Origin of the sequence: Cognatundibacterium rugosum, assembly GCF_014284365.1 — a bacterium.
Classification (GTDB): Bacteria; Pseudomonadota; Gammaproteobacteria; order Burkholderiales; family Burkholderiaceae_D; genus Undibacterium; species Undibacterium rugosum.
Genome location: NZ_JACOGG010000001.1, coordinates 226,496 through 245,698 on the forward strand (window position 1 = coordinate 226,496; position 19,203 = coordinate 245,698).

The following is a 19,203-nucleotide window of genomic DNA, read 5'->3' on the forward strand; positions in this document are numbered from 1 at the left end:
TTTTGTAGTCATTGCTACGGTTCGTGGTCATACAGAGGCATGCAGCTGTTCAACACCTCACAATATTTTTGACAAATCTATTTTTCACCCTTGGGGTTTGATTTTTGTATTCACATGCAAACAAGGTTTTCGTAAAAAACTTATCGATGTAAATTAATTTGCCAAAAAATATTATGTGTCATAGAACCATTTTGTCTGAGTGAGTGTCAATTGCCCCTTAGGCAGGTTTCCCTTAAAAACAACATTAGAAAGACCTACATATGTTCATAGCAAAAAAATATGAGCTTTTTTTGTGCGTCGCAATATTTAATTTCTCAAAAGCTACTTTCCCCAACAAAACTGTACTTAATTCTCTAAAAAACCAGAAAATTCAAAATAAAGTTTTCCCTGCTTTCAGATAGTCATTGAAAATAAAGGTACTTATTTCTACATCTGTTTTTTGTTTTCACCATTTTTGTGCAGACCACGTAATTCAATGCCAAAAATCTCACTTTTTTTGGGCAAAAAAAATATTTAATTGGTTTAAAGAGAATTGGTTGTATTGACAAAATTTTGTCTCATTTCCGCACCTACTTTCGTTACAGAAAAGATCTTGGCAGTGCGTGCTGCATTCCACTTTGCTACGGCACTGTGCGAGATTCAAGCGATGCACAGCCCCCCCTTTCAAAAAAAAAACTCCGCAAGCGGAGTTTTTTAAGGGTCCAGCACTCACATGCTAAATACATATTTTCATACTTATTTAGCACTCGCTTCAGCCGAGGCTGCGGCTTTCACTTCTGGCTCTTTAAATTTGGCTCCACCTGCATTGGCAAGGTGAACAACGGCACGTGCAACTTCGACATCGTCGAGGTCAGGGTTGCCGCCTTTTGCCGGCATCGCGCGCAAGCCACCTAAAGCGTGCTCAATGACCTTGTCATATCCCTGTGCAATACGTGGGCCCCATGCGCCAGCGTCGCCAAATTTTGGTGCTCCAGCCGCACCGCTGTCGTGGCAGGCAGCACACACCATTTTGTAGACCGCTTCGCCAGATTGCAATTGCTTAGGGCCACTCACATCTTTAAAGGTATAGCCTTCATCCGCCACCGGATGAATCCTGGCAGCAACAGCTTCAGGACTTTGCGCATTCGAACCTGCACCGGTTTGTTTGTCACTCGATACAAATTTTACCAACAGAACAATCACAATAATTGGCACCAGAAATCCAGCCAGCACAGCAAGGATCAGTTGTTTAGGTGTTTTAATCGCTGATTCGTGTTCGTCGTGCGCGTCGCTCATGATTTCCTCGTTGAAAATAGGTGTAGGGAAAGCTTGCCGGCAAGACCAGATCGGCAGCCTGAAAGCGAACGATTATAGAGCCAAAGATTAGGGTTGGGAACGCACGTCATCTGAGCAGAAACAAGAAACGTGTCAATTTTATGTGCTAATCGACAATTTATCCCTTGCGGTCCTTGGACTATCGGTAAATTAGGGTAAAATACCGCGCTTGCAGTAAATCATCTCCGCGCCAGTAGCTCAGTTGGATAGAGTACAGCCCTCCGAAGGCTGGGGTCGCACGTTCGATTCGTGTCTGGCGCGCCATCATTTCCCCGCTTAGCAAGTTCTTAGTCTTTTCGCTTCCGCTCTTTGACTTCCCCATGTTGTAAAAGCATCGTGTTGTTTGTAAAGCTGTCACGCCAGTTTCATGTCCAGCGATTACAATCAGTCTATGGGTATTTCCTCTTTTTCTTTGCTGATCTTACGTTTGACGCTCATTGCTTTGCTTGGCTTTTCCGGTCATGCACGCTCTGCTGAACTGACTATCGTCACTGAGCATTTGCCGCCGCTAAATTATGAAGAACAAGGAGAAGTCACCGGTTACAGCACAGAAATAGTCAATGCGGTCATGCGCAACGCCAATCTGCAGGTACCGATACACGTATTACCTTGGGCACGCGCCTACCAACTGGCACTGACACAAGCAAATACCCTGATATTTTCGATTACCCGGACGAAAGAAAGAGAGTCAGATTTTGTGTGGATAGGTCCGGTCAGCCCACGACAAATACATTTGTATAAATTAAAAAGCCGCAAAGACATTCAGGTCCGGAGTCCTACGGATATGCGGTCCTATAAGCTGGGCCTGGTGAGGGAAATGGCATCCAGTAAAGAACTGGTCAAACAGTATGCGATCGAGGATAAATATATCGATTACGCGCCAACAGTAGACTCAAATATGAAGAAATTTCTGGTTGGCAGGGTCGATTTGGTGGTGTCACAGGACTGGAGTGCTGCTTATCTCATGAAAACCTTGGGCAGACATCCGGACGAACTGGAAAGTGTGCTGTTATTGGACAATAAGCATCAATATTACCTGGCCATGCAAAAAGACTCTGATCCGGTATTGGTACAAAGAATCAGACAATCATTTGAAAAAGTGCAACAGTCTGGCCTGATAGAAAAACTCAGAATCAAATACATGCGCTAAACTGCCTCGCATTCTCTTGCGAGGCAGAAATGTTTACACGAATCATCCCTCCTTTTCTAAGTCTGTTTTGTGTTGCCTTATCTTGCAGCCGACCAGCCTGCGCGCAGCAGGATGTCTTGCGTCTTACCTCGCTGGAATGGTCGCCATATGTAAGCAAAGTGCTGCCAGGTGACGGGATGACTGCCAACATCGTCAGAACAGCAGCGCAAACTGCCGGCTTGCGTACAGAAATCAGCTATTTCCCATGGAGCAGAGCTGTACAGGATGGGCTCAACAGTGAGCAATTCGATGGTTATTTTCCGGCTTTCTATCTGAAGGAGAGGGAAAAAAATTGCTACTTCTCTGGCAGCCTGGGCAACAGCGTCATAGGGTTTGCCAGTCTTAGTGATACCCATTTCGACTGGGAAAATTTAAAAGATCTGAAGAAGTATAAAATCGGTACAGTCCACGAATACGCCAACGGTGAGGTATTCGATGCCATGGTCAGACAGAAACAACTATTGGTTGATAGCGCACCTTCAGATATCAGTAATTTACGTAAGCTATTGGCAAAACGGGTAGATGTAATCGTAATTGATAAATGGGTCTATAAGAGCCTGCTGATCAGTGATCTGAGTCTGGGTCCGGACAAGCAACATATTGTGTTTCATCCTAAGGAACTGACCCAGTTTTCCATGCATATCTGTTTTCAGCGCAACGCCAAGGGACAGGCAAAACAGAAAGCTTTTAATACCGGCTTGGAAAAACTCCAGGTCAAAAAGATGGAAGCACAATATTTTCAGCAACTGCAACTGTCAGTCAGTGAGCCAACGTGGCAATTGAGTAACTCACAAACCAAGTTCTAATTGTGCCGAATCCATGGGCTGATGTTCCTGTAGACGTATGCCAAGACCCAGCAGACGAACCGGCAACTGGCGACGTTGAAAACCTGTTTGTATCAGTTGCCCGAACATGTCTGCATCCAGCTCGCGGGCCACGCATTCTACCGTCGTGATACGAAAATCAGAAAAGCGTAATTTGACATAGAGTTTGTGGATATGGGGCAATGCATTACATGCACTCGCCCGCCTTTGCAAATCGCTGAGCAATACCGGTAACTCCGCAAGGCAAGCTGCTGCATCGGGCAAATCCTGCGCATAGGTTTCTTCCACACTGACTGATTTACGCTCGCTGCTCACGATAACCTCTCGTTCATCAACGCCACGTGCCAAAAAATACAGACTACGTCCCAACTTGCCGAAATGCTGCAGCAAGTCAGGCAAAGACCAGCGCAGCAAATCTGCACAAGTCTGTATGCCTAGCTGATGTAACCTGGCAGCAGTCACCTTACCGACACCAAACAGACGGGCCACAGGCAGGGCAGCAACAAAATCCGGTACCTGATGCGGCAAAATCACGAACAGGCCATCGGGTTTATTCCAGTCGCTGGCAATTTTGGCCAGGAACTTATTTGGTGCCACTCCGGCAGATGCGGTAATCCCGACCTCTGCGGCCACCCGGGCCCGGATCGCCATCGCTATCCTTGTTGCGCTGCCCTGATGATGAGAGGAAGCACTCACATCGAGATAAGCCTCATCTAAAGAAAGCGGCTCTACCAGATCGGTATAGTCGCGGTAAATTGCCAATATCTGGCGCGAAGCCGTGCGGTACTTTTCCATCGCAGGCGGCAGTATCATCAGCTCAGGACAACGCCGTACTGCCTGCGACATGGCCATGGCAGAGCGTACTCCGTAACGCCTTGCTTCGTAGTTACACGTCGCCACCACACCACGCTGATCGGGGCGCCCACCCACAGCCAAGGGTTTTCCGCGCAGTGTAGGATCGTCGCGCATCTCAATGGCAGCGTAAAAACAATCACAATCGCAATGAATAATTTTCTTCAATACAACACCAACTGAGTGATAACTGAGTGATCCTGGAGGAAAGCAAGCTGTCTATTGTAGCTGCCGAGCACAATTAAACTGTATATATATCCAGCATTTTTTGCAAAAATATACTTTTTTCACAGAAAATGTTTATCGCTCAAGCAACTATTTCTGTTTTGCGGCATAGTTTTACATGTCAGGTTGAAATACTGCATTCCAATTGGTGTGGAACACGCTATTCTTCTGCTGTCATTTCGCTGGTACTGCCAGCTTTACAGGAATCCATTTTATGAAAAAAATCATTACTCTCATTTCAGCGCTGGTATTCGGTTTTGCGTTACACACTGCTCAGGCTGCGGGCAATGCCCCTTATGATGAAACGGCCGATGCACCCGCTGCGGTAGAAGCTGCACTGAAGCAAGCACAATCCGGCAAAAAAAATGTACTGGTCATTTTTGGCGCGAACTGGTGTAAAGACTGCCTGGAGCTGGATAAATCCATGCATGGCCAAAGCGCAGACCTCATCGCCAAGAAATTCGTGGTAGTCAAAGTGAATGTGGGTCAGTTCGATAAAAACAAGGAACTGATCGAGACCTATGGCAATCCGACCAAAAAAGGTATTCCGGCAGCCGTCGTGTTAAAACCGGATAACACCGTCTTGTTCGCTTCTAAAGGTGGTGAATTATCAAATGCGCGCCGAATGAGTGAACAAGGCGTGTATGATTTCTTCAATCAAATCGTCACCCAGCACCAGTAATCCAGCCTGATCAGACGACACTTACAGCGTCAGAATTCACCTGACGCTGCTCCCTGATGACGTTTCGCGAGCGTAGGTATGACCGGTAGCCAGCCCATCATCAATGCAACGCCAGCCGAACCAGATGCCGTCAGCACGGCACCTCTGCAACGTAGTCATGCTTTACTCAATAATTTCTCGCGCTGTCTGCCTGGTATGTTTTTCCAGTTTCAGCGTTGCCCAGAAAGTCGCATCTTCTTTCCTTATGTCAGTGCTTCCGTCGAAACCCTGTTTGGCGTCAAAGCGGAACAGCTCAGCACTGACGCATCCATACTGTTTTCCAAAGTACATCCGGATGATCTGCCAGCACTGATAGTCGGTATACGGGAATCTGCTGCCAGTCTTAGAGTATGGAAACATGAGTATCGCGTTACTACACCAGAAGGTAAGGAACGCTGGTTAATTGGCGATGCCACCCCAGAGCGCCTGGCAGATGGCAGTGTGCTCTGGCATGGTTTTGTCAGCGATCAGACTGAACGTAAGCAGACCGAACAAAAACTGCTGGCGGCAGAACAACAGCGTCGCCTGGTCATGAAATCATCGAATCAGGGTTTATACGACATGAACTTGCAAACCGGGCTAGGCACGTTTAGTCCGGAATATCTGCAAATGCTGGGCTATTCCAATGACGATTTTCCGGACCCTGACAGCTTCTGGGAATATTTTTGGACAGAAGGCATCCATCCCGATGACGTCGCCGGACTCAAGCAGGCTTATCAGCGCCATTTTTCTCAACATGCCGAAGGCGACTACCACGCCGAATTCCGGCAAAAAAATAAGGCGGGCCAATGGCGCTGGATGATGTCAGTCGGTGCGGTGGTTGAACGTGACAGTCATCAGCGTGCGGTACGCATCGTTGGCACACATATAGACATCACCGACCGCAAGGAAACTGAAGAACAAATCAAGCTGAATCAGGATTTACTCAATGCCAGCAAAAACCGTTACAAAGAGTTAGCGCGCGAGCTGGAAATTTTGATTGCCAATGCACCGGTTGGCATCATGTTTGTCAGCAATGATCTGATCGTCAGAGCCAATCATGTGCTGGCCGCACTATGCCGCTTCCCAAATGCACAAGCGATGATCGGTGCGTTAACCAGTTTTTTATTCGTGACCTCTGAAGACTATCTGGCCTTCAAGGAAACCGTGAAAGCCCCCTTGCTGGCGGATGAACCGGTAGAGCTGGAATGGAATATGCGGCGCATGGATGGCAAGCCGTTTATTGCAAGGCTGGCCGGGCGTGCTTTGCCGACTGAAAATTATCAAAAAGGCGCAGTCTGGATGATAGAAGACATCACCGGTCAGCGCCAAACCCTGAATGCCTTACGTGACAGTGAAAGCCGTCTGAAACGTTTGATGAATTCCAGTCTGATTGGCATCGTTCAGGGAAATCAAAGCCGCTACCTGATCGACGTTAATCACGTTTTTTGTCAGCTATGCGGCTATCACCGGGACCATTTACTGGGTGAGCCCTATATCTGGAAACAATTGCTTTCTGAAAATGACCAGTATTTGTGCAAACTGGCTTACAACGAACTAAGTGAAACCGGTACCACAGCGCCGTTTGAAATCATGCTCAAACATGCTGATGGTCATACCGTGCCAGTCCTGGTTGGTATTAATCACCTGGAAAACTCCAAGCGCGAGTGGGTTGGTTTTGCGATGGATATCAGTGACCGTCTGCGCATCAATCAACTCAAAACCGAATTTATTTCCGTAGTCAGCCATGAGCTGCGCACGCCACTGACGTCCATCCGTGGATCGCTGAGCCTGCTGGAATCCGGCGTAGCGGGCGAGCTCAGCGATCCGGCACGGCAACTGGTGAGAATTGCACACAACAATAGCAAGCGTCTCATCAAGCTGGTCAATGACATCCTCGACATGGACAAACTCAGCAATGGGAAAATGCCCATCAAATCTGAGCCTGTCGATTTGCTGGCCATGCTGCACAGCGCGATTGAGTCCAACGCAGCCTATACCAGTTCACTGCAGGTGGGACTGATCCTGGAGCAGGAAGTGCTGTGCGCCACCAGTCTGGGAGACTATGACAGGCTGATGCAGGTCATGGCCAATCTGATTTCGAATGCAGCCAAATTTTCACCAGAACGCGAGAGCGTGGTAGTCAGGATTACAAGGCAGGAACAGGAGTTCCATATCTCAGTCAGCGACCGTGGTCCCGGCATTCCGACCGAATTTCAGGCACACTTGTTTGAGCCTTTCACACAGGCTGACGGCACCAATACCCGTCAACAGGGCGGTACCGGTCTGGGGCTGGCCATTACCAAAGCGCTGGTGGAAGGCATGGGGGGACAAATTCATTTCAGCAGCCAGGTTGGCAGCGGTACCACGTTCTGGTTCAATTTACCGGTGTTTCCCTGAACGATAAGCGGCCGGGGTGAAGCCGGTATATCGCTGAAAGGCACGTCGCAAACTGCGGCTGTCTGAGTAATCGAGCCGGGCTGCAATGTCTTCCAGATCCATGCCCTGCTGCAGCAGGTTCTTCGCGAGACCTATGCGTTGCCTGTCACTTTGCGCTGAGTACGAAATACCTTCTCTGGCCAGTAAACGATGCAAGCTGCGCGGACTCAGTTGTAAAGCCTGTGCCGCCTGCGCAATGCCATGATTCGCACAAGGCAGCGCCAGCAATTTCTGCAGCAGGCTTTGTTGTCCCAATACCCCAAGCGCCTGCAATTCCTGCTCACAGGCTGAACGGGCCAGTACGACCTGCAACGGGTCAGACGACACTAACTTCTGTTGTAACTGGCGCACATCAAAATTCACCTGATTGTTATCCGCACCAAAGCGCACAGGACACTGAAAAAATGCCTCATACACGGATCGGTTGCCGTCGTCACAAAGGCGGAATTCTGCACTGTTTAATGTAAATGGCCGCGGACACAACTGACGTGCAGCATTGACTGCAGTTGCCAGATGATCGATGGCCAGCACGTCTTCCAGTTCAGTATCTTCGAACAAAGCGCAGGCGACTACGGCTGCATCTTCGTAGCCCTGCGCCAGAGTCAGATGCACCATTGCTCCGGCGATCAACTGGTAATCGAGACCAAATTGCAAGGCGTCGGCCAGACTGTGTTGTGCCGCCATTCCTGCCGCCAGATAACTCAGTTGCGGCAAGGCTTTACGCGCGCCGGACAGGACACCGAGCTGATTGCCCAACTGATGCTTGGCAATCAACATCGCTTCGCGTGCCTGCAAATAACTCAATCTGGGCTGGGCTTGACTGCCTGGTTGCGACGCCAGCACCAGCAAAGGTGCAGGCCATTGCCATTGCTGTTCCTGTGCCAGACTCAGCACGCCACTGAGCGGATGCAAAGGGAACACAGCATCATTCACGGACAGAAGTGGTGGCGCAACAACAGATGGCATAGAAATACGGTGCTGATAAGGGGTTGGCAGGATTTGTCCTTACCGGAAACGAACGTGCGTTCTACTATCCGTACAACGTACACCGCTTGCCTGCTTTCGGCAACGCCGGGCTGCGAAAAAACAAAAAAACGACAGGAGACCGTATGCAAACTGAAACTGATTACATCGTAGTCGGCGGCGGATCGGGCGGCTGCGCCGTCGCCGGACGGCTGAGTGAAGACCCGCAGTTACGCGTGACCGTGCTGGAAGCGGGCGGCGCCGGAGACAGCTGGGTAGTGAATACCCCGGCCGGCGTGGTAGCGATGGTGCCGACCCGGCTCAATAACTGGGCCTTTGAAACCGTACCGCAACCTGGTCTGAATGGCAGACGCGGTTATCAGCCACGCGGCAAAATGCTGGGCGGTTCATCCGGACTCAATGCCATGGTCTATATCCGTGGTCACCAACAGGATTACGATCATTGGGCCTCACTCGGGAATACCGGCTGGTCGTTTCAGGATGTGCTGCCGTATTTCATGCATTCAGAATGCAATGAAACCCATGGCCTGCCGCTACATGGGCAATCCGGTCCACTACGGGTCAGCGAATTACGTAGCGATAATCCTTTCCAACAGCATTTCCTGCAAGCTGCACAGCAGGCTGGTTTCCGCCTGAACCCGGATTTCAATGGCAGTGAGCAGGAAGGAGTCGGTATTTACCAGGTCACGCAAGGGGACGGTGAGCGCTGGACTGCGGCGCGTGCCTATTTGCGTCCACATCAAGGTAATCGGGCTAATTTGCAGGTAGAAACCGGCTGTCAGGTGACGCGTATCCTGTTCGAAGGTAAGCGTGCCTGTGCTGTCGAATATCTGCAGGGTGGCGTCCGCAAAACCTTGCGTGCCAGACGCGAAATCCTGCTGGCCGCTGGCGCTTTCCAAACCCCGCAATTACTGATGCTGTCCGGTGTAGGCGATGCAGCGCAGTTACAGACAATGGGCATCCCCGTGCTTCAGCACTTGCCCGGCGTAGGTCAGAATTTGCAGGACCACCCGGATTTTGTATTCAAATACCGTGCCAAAAGCCTGGATCTGCTCGGCATTTCTGCGGCTGGCACGCTGCGCATGGGCAAGGAATTGTTACGCTATCAGCGGGAGCGGCGCGGCTTGCTATCCTCCAATGGCGCCGAGGGTGGTGCCTTCCTGAAAACCGATCCTGCACTCGGCATGCCGGACATCCAGCTGCATTTTGTCGTTGCAATGCTGGACGACCATGCGCGTAAGCTGCATCTGGGACATGGCTATTCCTGCCATGTGTGCCTGCTCAGACCTAAGAGTATCGGTGATGTCAGACTGGCGAGCCCGGATCCGCTGGCGGCGCCGCTGATCAATCCACGCTTTCTGGAGCATCCTGAGGACATGGACAGCATGGTTAAAGGCTTTCGCCTGACCAGGCGCATTATGGATGCACCTGCTTTGGCCAGCCTGCGTGACAGCGACTTCCAGACTGCCGGAGTGCACAGCGATGATGAAATCCGCGCCGTGATACGTCAGACCGCCGATACCGTGTATCACCCGGTCGGTACCTGTAAGATGGGGGTCGATGCGATGGCGGTAGTGAATCCGCAATTGCAAGTCATTGGCCTGCAAGGCTTGCGGGTGGTGGACGCATCCATCATGCCGACTCTGATCGGTGGCAATACCAATGCACCAGCGATGATGATAGGTGAGAAAGCCGCTGCGATGATACGCGATGGACTGAAAAACCAGACCTGATTCTAAGCAGCAGAACTGCCTGACAGCTCACCGGACGCCGCAGCTTGCGTCCGGTGCTGCTTGTCGGGCTGAGTTGATCTCAGCGTACTAACTGCGGCGCAGGCAAGGCAGGGCGCGCTTTTTCAAACGCATAGCCTAACTGCAGCAATCTGGCTTCGCCCCAGGCATGCCCAAAAAAGGAGAGCCCGACCGGTAAGCCACGTACCAGCCCCATCGGTACCGTCAGATGCGGATAACCTGCTACTGCTGCCGGTGTACTGGCGCTACCCTCAATCACATCACCTGCTTTGTAATCGATAGGCCAGGCGGTGCCTGTCGTCGGCGCGATCAGCGCATCCAGACCATGCCGCCTCATGGTGTCATCGATACCCTGTATACCCGCCTTTTGCCGGATACGCGCCGCCGCTGCCAGATAGACCGGGTCTTGCAAACCACTGGTCGTCTGAGCCTGTTCCATCAAGTCCTGACCAAAATAAGGCATCACCCGCTCGGCCTGCGCCTGATTGAACGCAATGACATCTGCCATCTGCCTGTACTTCACCGTCGCCGGAGTCGCTGCCAGATACTGATTCAGATCGGCTTTAAAGTCATACAGCAATACGGTGAGCTCGTCTTTATCAAGTTCCTCCAGTCCCGGCAAATCCACCTCCACCACGGTCGCGCCTGCGGCTTTCAAGATAGCAAGAGAACGTTGAAATAAGGCTTTGGTCTCGGCATCGTAGCCTTCCGCCAGTTGCCGGACCAGGCCCAGCCTGCGCCCCTGCAGACCATTGCGGCTCAGGCCTTTAGCATAATCCTTACGGCGCCGTTTATCGGCTTCCAAGGTAGCCGGATCAGCCGGATCACTACCCGCCATTACATTCAACAATAGCGCTGCGTCTTTGACTGTCAGTGTCATCGGCCCTGCCGTATCCTGGGTGTGACTGATAGGCACAATACCGGTGCGGCTGACCAGCCCGACGGTAGGCTTCAACCCGACCAGACCATTCACAGAGGCGGGGCAGACGATGGAGCCATCGGTCTCGGTACCGATCGCAGCCGGGATCATGCGCGCCGCCACGGCTGCGCCTGATCCCGAGCTGGAACCGCAGGGACTGCGGCTCAGATCATACGGGTTACGCACCTGTGCCCCGGCACTGCTCCAGCCGCTGGTGGATTTAGACGAGCGCAGATTCGCCCATTCACTCAGATTCGTTTTACCGACGATCACCGCACCGGCAGCACGTAATCTGGCGACCAGCGGTGCATCTTTTTGCACCAGATTTTCAGCCAGTGCGAGTGAACCAGCCGTCGTGATCATGCCTTGTGCATCGATATTATCTTTCAATAGCAGAGGCAGACCAGTCAACGCACCTTTATATTTTTTTTGCTGATCGATGCGTGCCGCGACTTGTTTCGCCTGCGGATCCAGCGCTTGCACCGCGCCGGTCGCCGGATTGCGCGCTGCAATCTGTTGCTCGTAATACTGCAGAAGTTCGGTCGCGCTCAGCTTGCCGCTGCGCAGTGCGCTTTGTTGTTGCTCCAGGGTGGCCGGTATCTCAGCAAAACTGCTATGGCTTGTCAGCAAAGCGGCCAATATCAGGCTTAGTCGGGAAAGTTTCATCGTTTCAACTCTTTCTTTACCAGGTTGAGGAATGATGCAGTGCGATGCCTGCAATACTACAGAATGCGAATACCGCCACCAGCAAGGCCAGCGCGCGTAGCAGCGGGGTTGTTGCGCGCTTTAAAGCAAAGCTGCCAGCCACGATATACAGCAGCAGTACCGCCAGTTTCAGCGTCAACCAGTCTTGAACCAAAGGATATTGTTGTGTCCGCAGCACCAGACCAACCGCACTCATGAGCAGCACACTGTCCACCAGATGCGGTGTCATTCTGACCCAGCGCTGTTGCAAGCGTTCCGGACGGATCCAGCGCCAGTAAGCACGCATACCAAACAGCGCACCGCTCAGCATGGCCAGACTGATATGCAGATGTTTTAACCACAAGATGTTCAATCCTTCGCTCCAAATGCCGTGACATGCAGGCGATACTACCCGAAATTGTTGCGTTCGCCCTTAGCTCTCATGCAGGATGTGGTAAAGCTGACATAGATAGGATTGACGCAAAACCGCCCCAGCGGCGTGATGGCTCCACGTTGCGCACCTCGTACACTGCGTACGACCTGCGTCACCATGGTGACACCAGGCTTGCAGGCAACATGTTGCCTGCTGGCGTAACGGACACCGCTTACCAGCGATGTTTCCTAATGCACCAAAGGTGCTGTTTCGCCTTGCCAGGACAATTTTGCGTCAATCCTTATAGAGTGTTAAGTTATCATTAATTCTTTTTGCTGAAATCTTCACGTATGGAATTCATTCATCTCCGCTCAGCCGATGGTGCAACGGCAAAAATCAGTCCACTCGGTGCCCATGTCTGTTCCTGGATACCGGCACAAGGCAGCGAGCAGCTATTCCTGAGTCAAAAAACGGAATTCAAAGAAGGCGTGGCGATCCGCGGTGGCATTCCTGTCATCTTTCCCCAATTTGCCGGTCTGGGCAGCCTGCCCAAACATGGCTTTGCGCGCACCACGTTGTGGCAGGCGGATACACCGTTTCTGCAAAATGACGGTACCGCAGTGGTGGAGTTCCACCTGAAAGAAAATATCGCCCGCCTGACGATATGGCCTTATGTGTTTCAAGCCACTCTGCGGGTGCAGGTGCTGGCCCGGCAATTGCAGGTGACGCTGACTGTACAAAATACGGGTGACACGGCCTTTCAATTTACCTCCGCGCTACATACCTATCTGGCGGTCAACGATGTCAGCCAGACACGCCTGCATGGATTGCAGGATTGCCTCTATCGCGACAGCTTGCTGGCTCAGGATCATTGCGCAGAGCACGCGGCATACCTGCAAATCCATGGAGAGACTGATCGCATTTACCGTAATGTGCCGGATTTACTGACCTTGGAACAAGCGCATCAGCGGCTGGAAATCCGGCAGCCGGGATTTAGCGATGCCGTAGTGTGGAACCCGGGACCCGATGCCGCGGTCAGACTGCCAGACTTTGAATTCGGGGGTGAACAAAAAATGCTATGCGTCGAAGCAGCGGCAATCAGCCACCCTATACACCTCGCACCCGGTGCACAGTGGAGCGGCAGCCAGCACTTGCAATGCGTATTACTTCCCTGATGAAACCGTTTCCGCTGTGCTGACTGCACAGCGGAACATACACCCGGTCAGCAGTGCCATCCATTGCTGACTTTATGCTGATACGATGGAACAAATTATGCCCAATGCCTCAATCACTTTGTCACTCAAACCTGTATTGCGTTCGCTGGTACTCGGTGGCGCTTTGCTGTTCACTGCGCCTTTATTGCTGGCTGACAGTCTGCCTAAGGGCGTCAGTCAGGTTACCAGCGTAGAAGGCATCACCGAATACCGCTTACCGAATGGCCTGCGCGTGTTGCTGATGCCGGATGCGAGCAAACCTACCGTCACCGTCAATATGACTTACCTGGTTGGCTCACGCCATGAAAACTATGGTGAAACCGGTATGGCGCATTTGCTCGAGCATCTGTTATTCAAAGGCACGCCAGGCAATCCAAAAATTCCCGAAGAATTCAATAAACGTGGCATGCGCATGAATGGCACCACCTCACTTGACCGTACCAATTACTACGAATTATTCCAGGCCAATGACGACAATCTGAAATGGGCACTGGACATGGAAGCCGACCGCATGGTCAATTCCTTCATTGCGAAAAAAGACCTCGATACTGAAATGACAGTCGTGCGCAATGAATATGAGCGTGGCGAAAATTCTCCGGGCAGCGTGCTGATGAAACGCATGCAAAGCGTGGCTTATGACTGGCATAACTATGGCAACTCCACCATCGGCAACCGCAGCGATATCGAAAACGTCAAAATTGAAAACCTGCAGGCTTTTTATCGTCAGTACTACCAGCCAGATAACGCCGTCTTGCTAGTCGCGGGTAAGTTCGACACCGCAAAAGTCTTGCAATGGGTCGATGCTGCCTTTAGCAAAATTCCTAAACCTAAACGTAGCCTGCCACAGTTGTGGACCGTAGAGCCAACTCAGGATGGTGAACGCAATGTGGTCGTACGCCGCAAAGGCGATGTGCAGTTTGTCATGATAGGCTACAAAGTCCCGTCCGGCCTGCATCCCGACCGCGATGCGCTGAGTTTCGCCGGCAGCGTGCTGACCAGTGCGCCACATGGCCGTTTGCATAAACAATTGGTAGAAACCGGCAAAGTAGTGCAGGTATTTTCCAGTGCAGTCGGGCAGGTTGATCCTGGTTTGTCCATCATCGGTGCAGTGGTGAAAAAAGGCGAATCAGTGGATGCGGCGCGTGATGCCTTGTTAGCTGCCATAGAAGACTTCAAGAAAACACCACCCACCAAGGAAGAAATTGACCGCATCAAACGTGATACGCATAATTTTTTCGAGAAGATGCTGAACAATCACGAGTCCATCGGTATCAGCATGTCGGAATACATCGCGATGGGCGACTGGCGCTACTTATTCAAAGACCGCGATGAAGTTGACGCCATCACACCGGAACAGGTCAATGCAGTCGCTAAACGCTATCTGGTTCGCGACAACCGTACCGTCGGCATGTTCATTCCGGAAGACACGCCACAACGCGCAGAGATCACGGCAGCGCCCAGCATGGCGGAGGTCATGAAAGACTTCAAACCCAAGGCCTCCGTGCTGAGTGGTGAAGCCTTCGATCCGGCGCCGGCGAATATCGATAAGCGTACAGAAATTACGCAGATCGCCAATCTGCAAGTCGCTTTACTGCCTAAGAAAAACCGTGGTGAAACGGTCAATGTCTCGCTGAATTTGCATTGGGGTGATGAAAAGAGCCTGTTTGGTAAAAGTACGGTATCCAGCCTGGCTGGCAACCTGCTGATGACCGGTACCAGCAAATACAGTCGTGCTCAACTGGCCGACGAAATGTCTAAGCTGAAAATGAGCGGTGGCTTGTTCTCCTTCCAAACCACGAAAGAACATCTGCCCGCCGCACTGGAACTGGTGTCGCATGTACTACGTGAAGCGAATTTCCCGGAAAGCGAATTCACCCAGTTACGTGAACGCGCCATCGTCGGCCTGGAAGCATCACGCAATGAACCTGGCTCTATCGTCAACCGCGAATTAGGCCTGTATTTCAACGGGTATCCGAAAGGCGACTTCCGTGCTGCCAAAACGCTGGATGAAAGCCTGGCTGACATCCGTGCAGTCAAGCTGGACGAGATCAAAGCCTATCATGCAGATTATTACGGTGCCTCTAAAGGCGAGATCGCCATAGTCGGTGATATGGATGTAGCGGCGGCCAAAGCAGCAATTGCCAAAGCCTTTGATGGCTGGACCAGCAAAGCCCCGTACACCCGCATGGTCAGCAAGCGCAACGATCCGCCTGCGATTCGTAAAACCTTCCATACACCGGATAAAGAAAATGGGGTTTACTCCAGCGCCATGACGATTTCCATGCGCGAAGATGATGCTGATTATCCTGCCCTGCGCGTGGCCAACTACATCTTCGGTGGTGCCGGTATGAATTCCCGTATCATGGAACGCATCCGTCAAAAAGATGGCCTGTCCTATGGTGGTGGCTCCAGCTTATCCGTCGGTGAAATCGACCCGGTGGGCAGTTTTGCGATCTCTGCCACAGCAGCGCCGCAAAATCTGGAAAAGCTGGAAATCGCGATACAGGAAGAGCTCCAGCGGGCCCTGAAAGATGGGTTTACCGCGGAAGAACTGGCAAAAGCGAAGTCGGGTATGTTGCAGCAACGTGCACAAGGCCGGACGACCGATGGCGCCTTAGCATCCGGATGGACCAATCATCTTGAACTCAAACGCAACTGGGCATGGTCACAGGCGATGGATGACAAAATCAAAAATCTGACGCTGGAACAGGTGAATGCTGCCTTCCGCACCTACATCAAACCAGCCCAGATGAGCACTTTTATCGCGGGTGACGAGGTAAAGGCAAAAACTGCGCAGGCTGCTGCCGCTGCAGGTAAGTAATGCCGTCAATTCGCCTGTCAGGTTTGACTTAGGCATGCACAACGGTCAGGTACCAGCTACAAGCGGTGCCTGACTTTTTTATTGTCCGTATCAAGCTGCGCGCGGATAACAGCCGCAGCGGTTTTACTTTTCGCGTGTTTTACCTTAGCCCTTAAACTATTTATGCGCACACTCCTGATCGCACTGTTCACCTGTTACACACTGGCTGCATCGGCCACACCAGCGCAGGCTGCCAGCAACCCGCCGCTGATTTCCAGTGCAGAAGGTATTTCCGAATACCGCCTGGCGAATGGCTTACGGGTATTGCTGATGCCAGATACCAGTAAAAATACCGTCACAATCAATATGACTTATCTGGTCGGCTCCCGACACGAGAACGCGGGACAGTCCGGGTATGCGCATCTGCTGGAACATATGCTGTACAAAAGCAGCCAGCAATTCCCGAACATCGCGGAAGAAATCGGCCGGCGCGGTGGCCGCTGGAATGGCACCACCAACGATGACCGCACCAATTTTTTCGAGATCATTCCAGCCTCGGATAACGGCCTGGACTGGATGCTCGCGATGGAAGCTGACCGTATGCGTAATGTGCGCTTTAGCGCAGATGAACTCCGGCGCGAAGTCACAATAGTCAAAAATGAACTGGAATTACGGGGAGGGAATCCATATACCAGTCTGATGCATCAGGTAAAGTCTGTGGCGTTTGACTGGCATGGCTATGGCCATATCGCAATCGGTGAACGCAGTGATCTGGATGCCGCCCAGGCCAGTGAGCTCGAGCAGTTTTACCACCGTTACTATCGTCCGGACAATGCGGTCTTGCTGGTCGCAGGGCAGTTCCAGCCCGGGCGGGTATTGGACAGTATTCAAAAATACTTCGGCAGCGTACCAAAGCCATCGCAGTCGCTGCCACTGATCGCTACGGTAGAGCCAGGCGCTTTAGGCGAGCGTAGCGTCGTTGTACGCAAGCCTGCGAATTTTAGTGCTGCGGTCGAGGCCTACCATGTTCCCTCCGCCCTGCATCCGGATTTCGCAGCCATTAAATTTGCTGCAACCGTACTGTCGTCTGAGCGTGAACAGCGCGACGCTGATCAATCGGTGCATCGCTTATCGCATAGTATGTACAGCCTGAGTCCTGGTATGCGCGATAGCGGTCTGATTTACTTTTTGACCCGCCAGCAATGGGCCAAGCAGATCGAAGAGCAAAGCAGACTAATGCAAAAAGCCATAGATCAGTTTCCGAAACGCCTGATGAGCGAACAGGATCTGCGTTTTTTTAAAGCGCAATTTGCCGCCAGCTATACCCATACACTGGACGACCCGGAAGCACTGGCAATACATCTGTCCGAATATATTGCGCTGGGAGACTGGCGCATGTTTTTTGTCGAGAAAGCCAGAATCGCTGCGCTGACAGCCGAACAGGTACAGACCGCTGCCAAAAAATATCTGCAAAAAAATAACCGCATTTCCGGCCTGCTGTATGCGGAACAAAACCAGCCAGTAGAGATACCTGCCGCGCCGGACGTGAATGACATCCTTCAGCAATTCCGGCATGTGGATGAATATGCACCTATCAGTGGCTTCGATGCTTCTTACGACAATCTGATGGTCCAATCGCAGCGTTTAAAAATAGGAAATATCGACGTCGTGCTGCTGCCCAAACCCAGCCGCGGCCAGGTGGTGACCGTCGATTTTCGTCTGCACTGGGGCAATCTGCAATCTTTGCATGAAAAAAAATGGCTGGAGTATTTTACCGATCAGGCGCTGCTCAACGGTGCGGGCAAATACGGGAAAGAAAGTCTGGAAGCAGAACGTGCGCGACTGCGTATGGAGGGCAGCGTCAGGCATTTTTCAACCACCAAAAACAATGTGCGCGAAGCACTGAGTCTGATGATGCTCAACCTGAAGCAACCCAGCTTCGGTCAGGCCATGGACATCGTTTCCAGACATCGCGTCTCACTGGATCTGGAAAGAAAAACGCCATTGCGTCAAATCGAAGACCGTTATGCCATGCATTTCAATACCTACCCGACCAGTGATCCGCGCAGACTGGAAACCAGCCAGCAAAGTATCTCAGAAATGAATGCTATTAAAATGGCAGATTTTTTTGAATTCCATAAGAATTTTTATGGTGCCAGCAGCGGTCATCTGGTGGTCGTTGGTGACTTTGATACGCAGGATGTGCTGGCCAGCCTGACCCCGGAATTAACTGGCTGGGATAGTCAGTCTCCTTATGCGGAAATTCATCAACAGGCACCGGAGCGCCCTGCATTGTCAGCCAACATCGATACGCCGGGCGAAAGCAACGCGTATTTTTATGGCCGGCGCTATTTGTCTGTCGGCCGGGCGCATCCGGATTTCCCGGCGTTGGTGATCATTAATTACCTGTTGGGTGACGCTGGGCTGGAATCGCGCCTGATGCAAAGGCTGCGTCAGCAGGAGGGCTGGAGTTATAGCGTACAGTCAAGATTTTCCGCCGATCAGTCTGATCCGTATGCACGTTGGGATATCGTCGCCAGCAGCTCACCGGAAAATGTAGTAAAACTGCGCCAGGCGGTGACGGAAGTACTGCAGAATATCCAGCAAAAAGGCTTTCTGGAAGCAGAGCTGACGAAGGCCAAGCTAAACATCGCTCGCGCAGATGCACAACACCGGCAAAACAATCAACAACTGGCGGATATGTGGAATACGGCGCTACACGAAGGTAAGGACTTGCGTCTATTTCAGCAATTAGAAGCGTCGATACAAACCCTGACTTTGCATCAGTTAAACCAGGCGGCAAAAAAATATATGCAAGCTGAAAGTTGGAGCGTAGTCACCACAGCCGATGCAGCAAAAGCGGCCAACACTACTGCCAGGAAATAAGTGACTGATTCACCGATTGCTGTTCTGCCTTTGCACTCAGGCGGGGCAG

The 19,203-nt window shown here is 51.7% G+C and carries 13 protein-coding genes and 1 tRNA gene; 9 read left to right on the top strand and 5 right to left on the bottom strand.

Annotated elements, in window-relative coordinates; genetic code table 11:
- Positions 1-735 precede the first annotated feature (735 nt).
- Entirely contained in the window at positions 736-1,275 is a 540-nt protein-coding gene (locus H8K47_RS00935) for a c-type cytochrome (RefSeq protein ID WP_186879547.1), read from the bottom strand.
- Between the two features lie 226 nt (positions 1,276-1,501).
- On the opposite strand from H8K47_RS00935, the gene H8K47_RS00940 reads away from it, so the two are divergent.
- From H8K47_RS00940 to H8K47_RS00950, 3 genes are all read left to right on the top strand, one after another.
- Positions 1,502-1,578, top strand: a tRNA-Arg gene (locus H8K47_RS00940).
- Positions 1,579-1,681: 103 nt separating this feature from the next.
- Positions 1,682-2,464 (top strand): substrate-binding periplasmic protein, encoded by a 783-nt coding sequence (locus H8K47_RS00945; protein WP_186879548.1) that lies wholly within the window; start codon positions 1,682-1,684, stop codon positions 2,462-2,464.
- A 176-nt stretch (positions 2,465-2,640) separates the two neighbouring features.
- Positions 2,641-3,309 carry a substrate-binding periplasmic protein gene (locus tag H8K47_RS00950; RefSeq protein ID WP_186879549.1) on the top strand — a complete coding sequence of 223 codons (669 nt, stop codon included), beginning with the start codon at positions 2,641-2,643 and terminating at the stop codon, positions 3,307-3,309.
- Here the strand turns inward: H8K47_RS00950 and dinB are convergent.
- A complete protein-coding gene (gene dinB, locus H8K47_RS00955) occupies positions 3,292-4,347 on the bottom strand; it encodes a DNA polymerase IV (protein ID WP_186879550.1) in 1,056 nt (351 codons plus the stop codon). The genes H8K47_RS00950 and dinB overlap by 18 nt on opposite strands.
- A 271-nt stretch (positions 4,348-4,618) precedes the next feature.
- On the opposite strand from dinB, the gene H8K47_RS00960 reads away from it, so the two are divergent.
- Both H8K47_RS00960 and H8K47_RS00965 read left to right on the top strand, forming a co-directional pair.
- A complete protein-coding gene (locus H8K47_RS00960) occupies positions 4,619-5,086 on the top strand; it encodes a thioredoxin family protein (protein ID WP_186879551.1) in 468 nt (155 codons plus the stop codon).
- A gap of 78 nt (positions 5,087-5,164) precedes the next feature.
- Positions 5,165-7,504, top strand: coding sequence for a PAS domain-containing sensor histidine kinase (locus H8K47_RS00965; RefSeq protein ID WP_186879552.1), 2,340 nt, complete (start codon positions 5,165-5,167; stop codon positions 7,502-7,504).
- Here H8K47_RS00965 and H8K47_RS00970 read toward each other — a convergent pair.
- Positions 7,487-8,509 carry an AraC family transcriptional regulator gene (locus tag H8K47_RS00970; RefSeq protein ID WP_186879553.1) on the bottom strand — a complete coding sequence of 341 codons (1,023 nt, stop codon included), beginning with the start codon at positions 8,507-8,509 and terminating at the stop codon, positions 7,487-7,489. The two genes, H8K47_RS00965 and H8K47_RS00970, sit on opposite strands and share 18 nt — an antisense overlap.
- A gap of 143 nt (positions 8,510-8,652) precedes the next feature.
- On the opposite strand from H8K47_RS00970, the gene H8K47_RS00975 reads away from it, so the two are divergent.
- Positions 8,653-10,260, top strand: a complete 1,608-nt coding sequence (locus H8K47_RS00975; protein WP_186879554.1) for a GMC family oxidoreductase — start codon at positions 8,653-8,655, stop codon at positions 10,258-10,260.
- Positions 10,261-10,339: 79 nt separating this feature from the next.
- On the opposite strand, the gene H8K47_RS00980 is transcribed toward H8K47_RS00975, so the two are convergent.
- Positions 10,340-11,863, bottom strand: coding sequence for an amidase (locus tag H8K47_RS00980; RefSeq protein WP_186879555.1), 1,524 nt, complete (start codon positions 11,861-11,863; stop codon positions 10,340-10,342).
- Positions 11,864-11,879: 16 nt separating this feature from the next.
- A complete protein-coding gene (locus H8K47_RS00985) occupies positions 11,880-12,245 on the bottom strand; it encodes a SirB2 family protein (RefSeq protein ID WP_230410129.1) in 366 nt (121 codons plus the stop codon).
- A gap of 359 nt (positions 12,246-12,604) precedes the next feature.
- Here H8K47_RS00985 and H8K47_RS00990 point away from each other — a divergent pair, with 359 nt between their 5' ends.
- From H8K47_RS00990 to H8K47_RS01000, 3 genes are all read left to right on the top strand, one after another.
- Positions 12,605-13,429 (top strand): D-hexose-6-phosphate mutarotase, encoded by an 825-nt coding sequence (locus H8K47_RS00990; protein WP_186879556.1) that lies wholly within the window; start codon positions 12,605-12,607, stop codon positions 13,427-13,429.
- Between the two features lie 97 nt (positions 13,430-13,526).
- Positions 13,527-16,289: a M16 family metallopeptidase gene (locus H8K47_RS00995; RefSeq protein ID WP_186879557.1), complete on the top strand. Its 2,763-nt coding sequence runs from the start codon at positions 13,527-13,529 to the stop codon at positions 16,287-16,289.
- A gap of 162 nt (positions 16,290-16,451) precedes the next feature.
- On the top strand, positions 16,452-19,154 hold the full coding sequence (locus H8K47_RS01000) for a M16 family metallopeptidase (protein WP_186879558.1): 2,703 nt from the start codon (positions 16,452-16,454) through the stop codon (positions 19,152-19,154).
- Positions 19,155-19,203 lie beyond the last annotated feature (49 nt).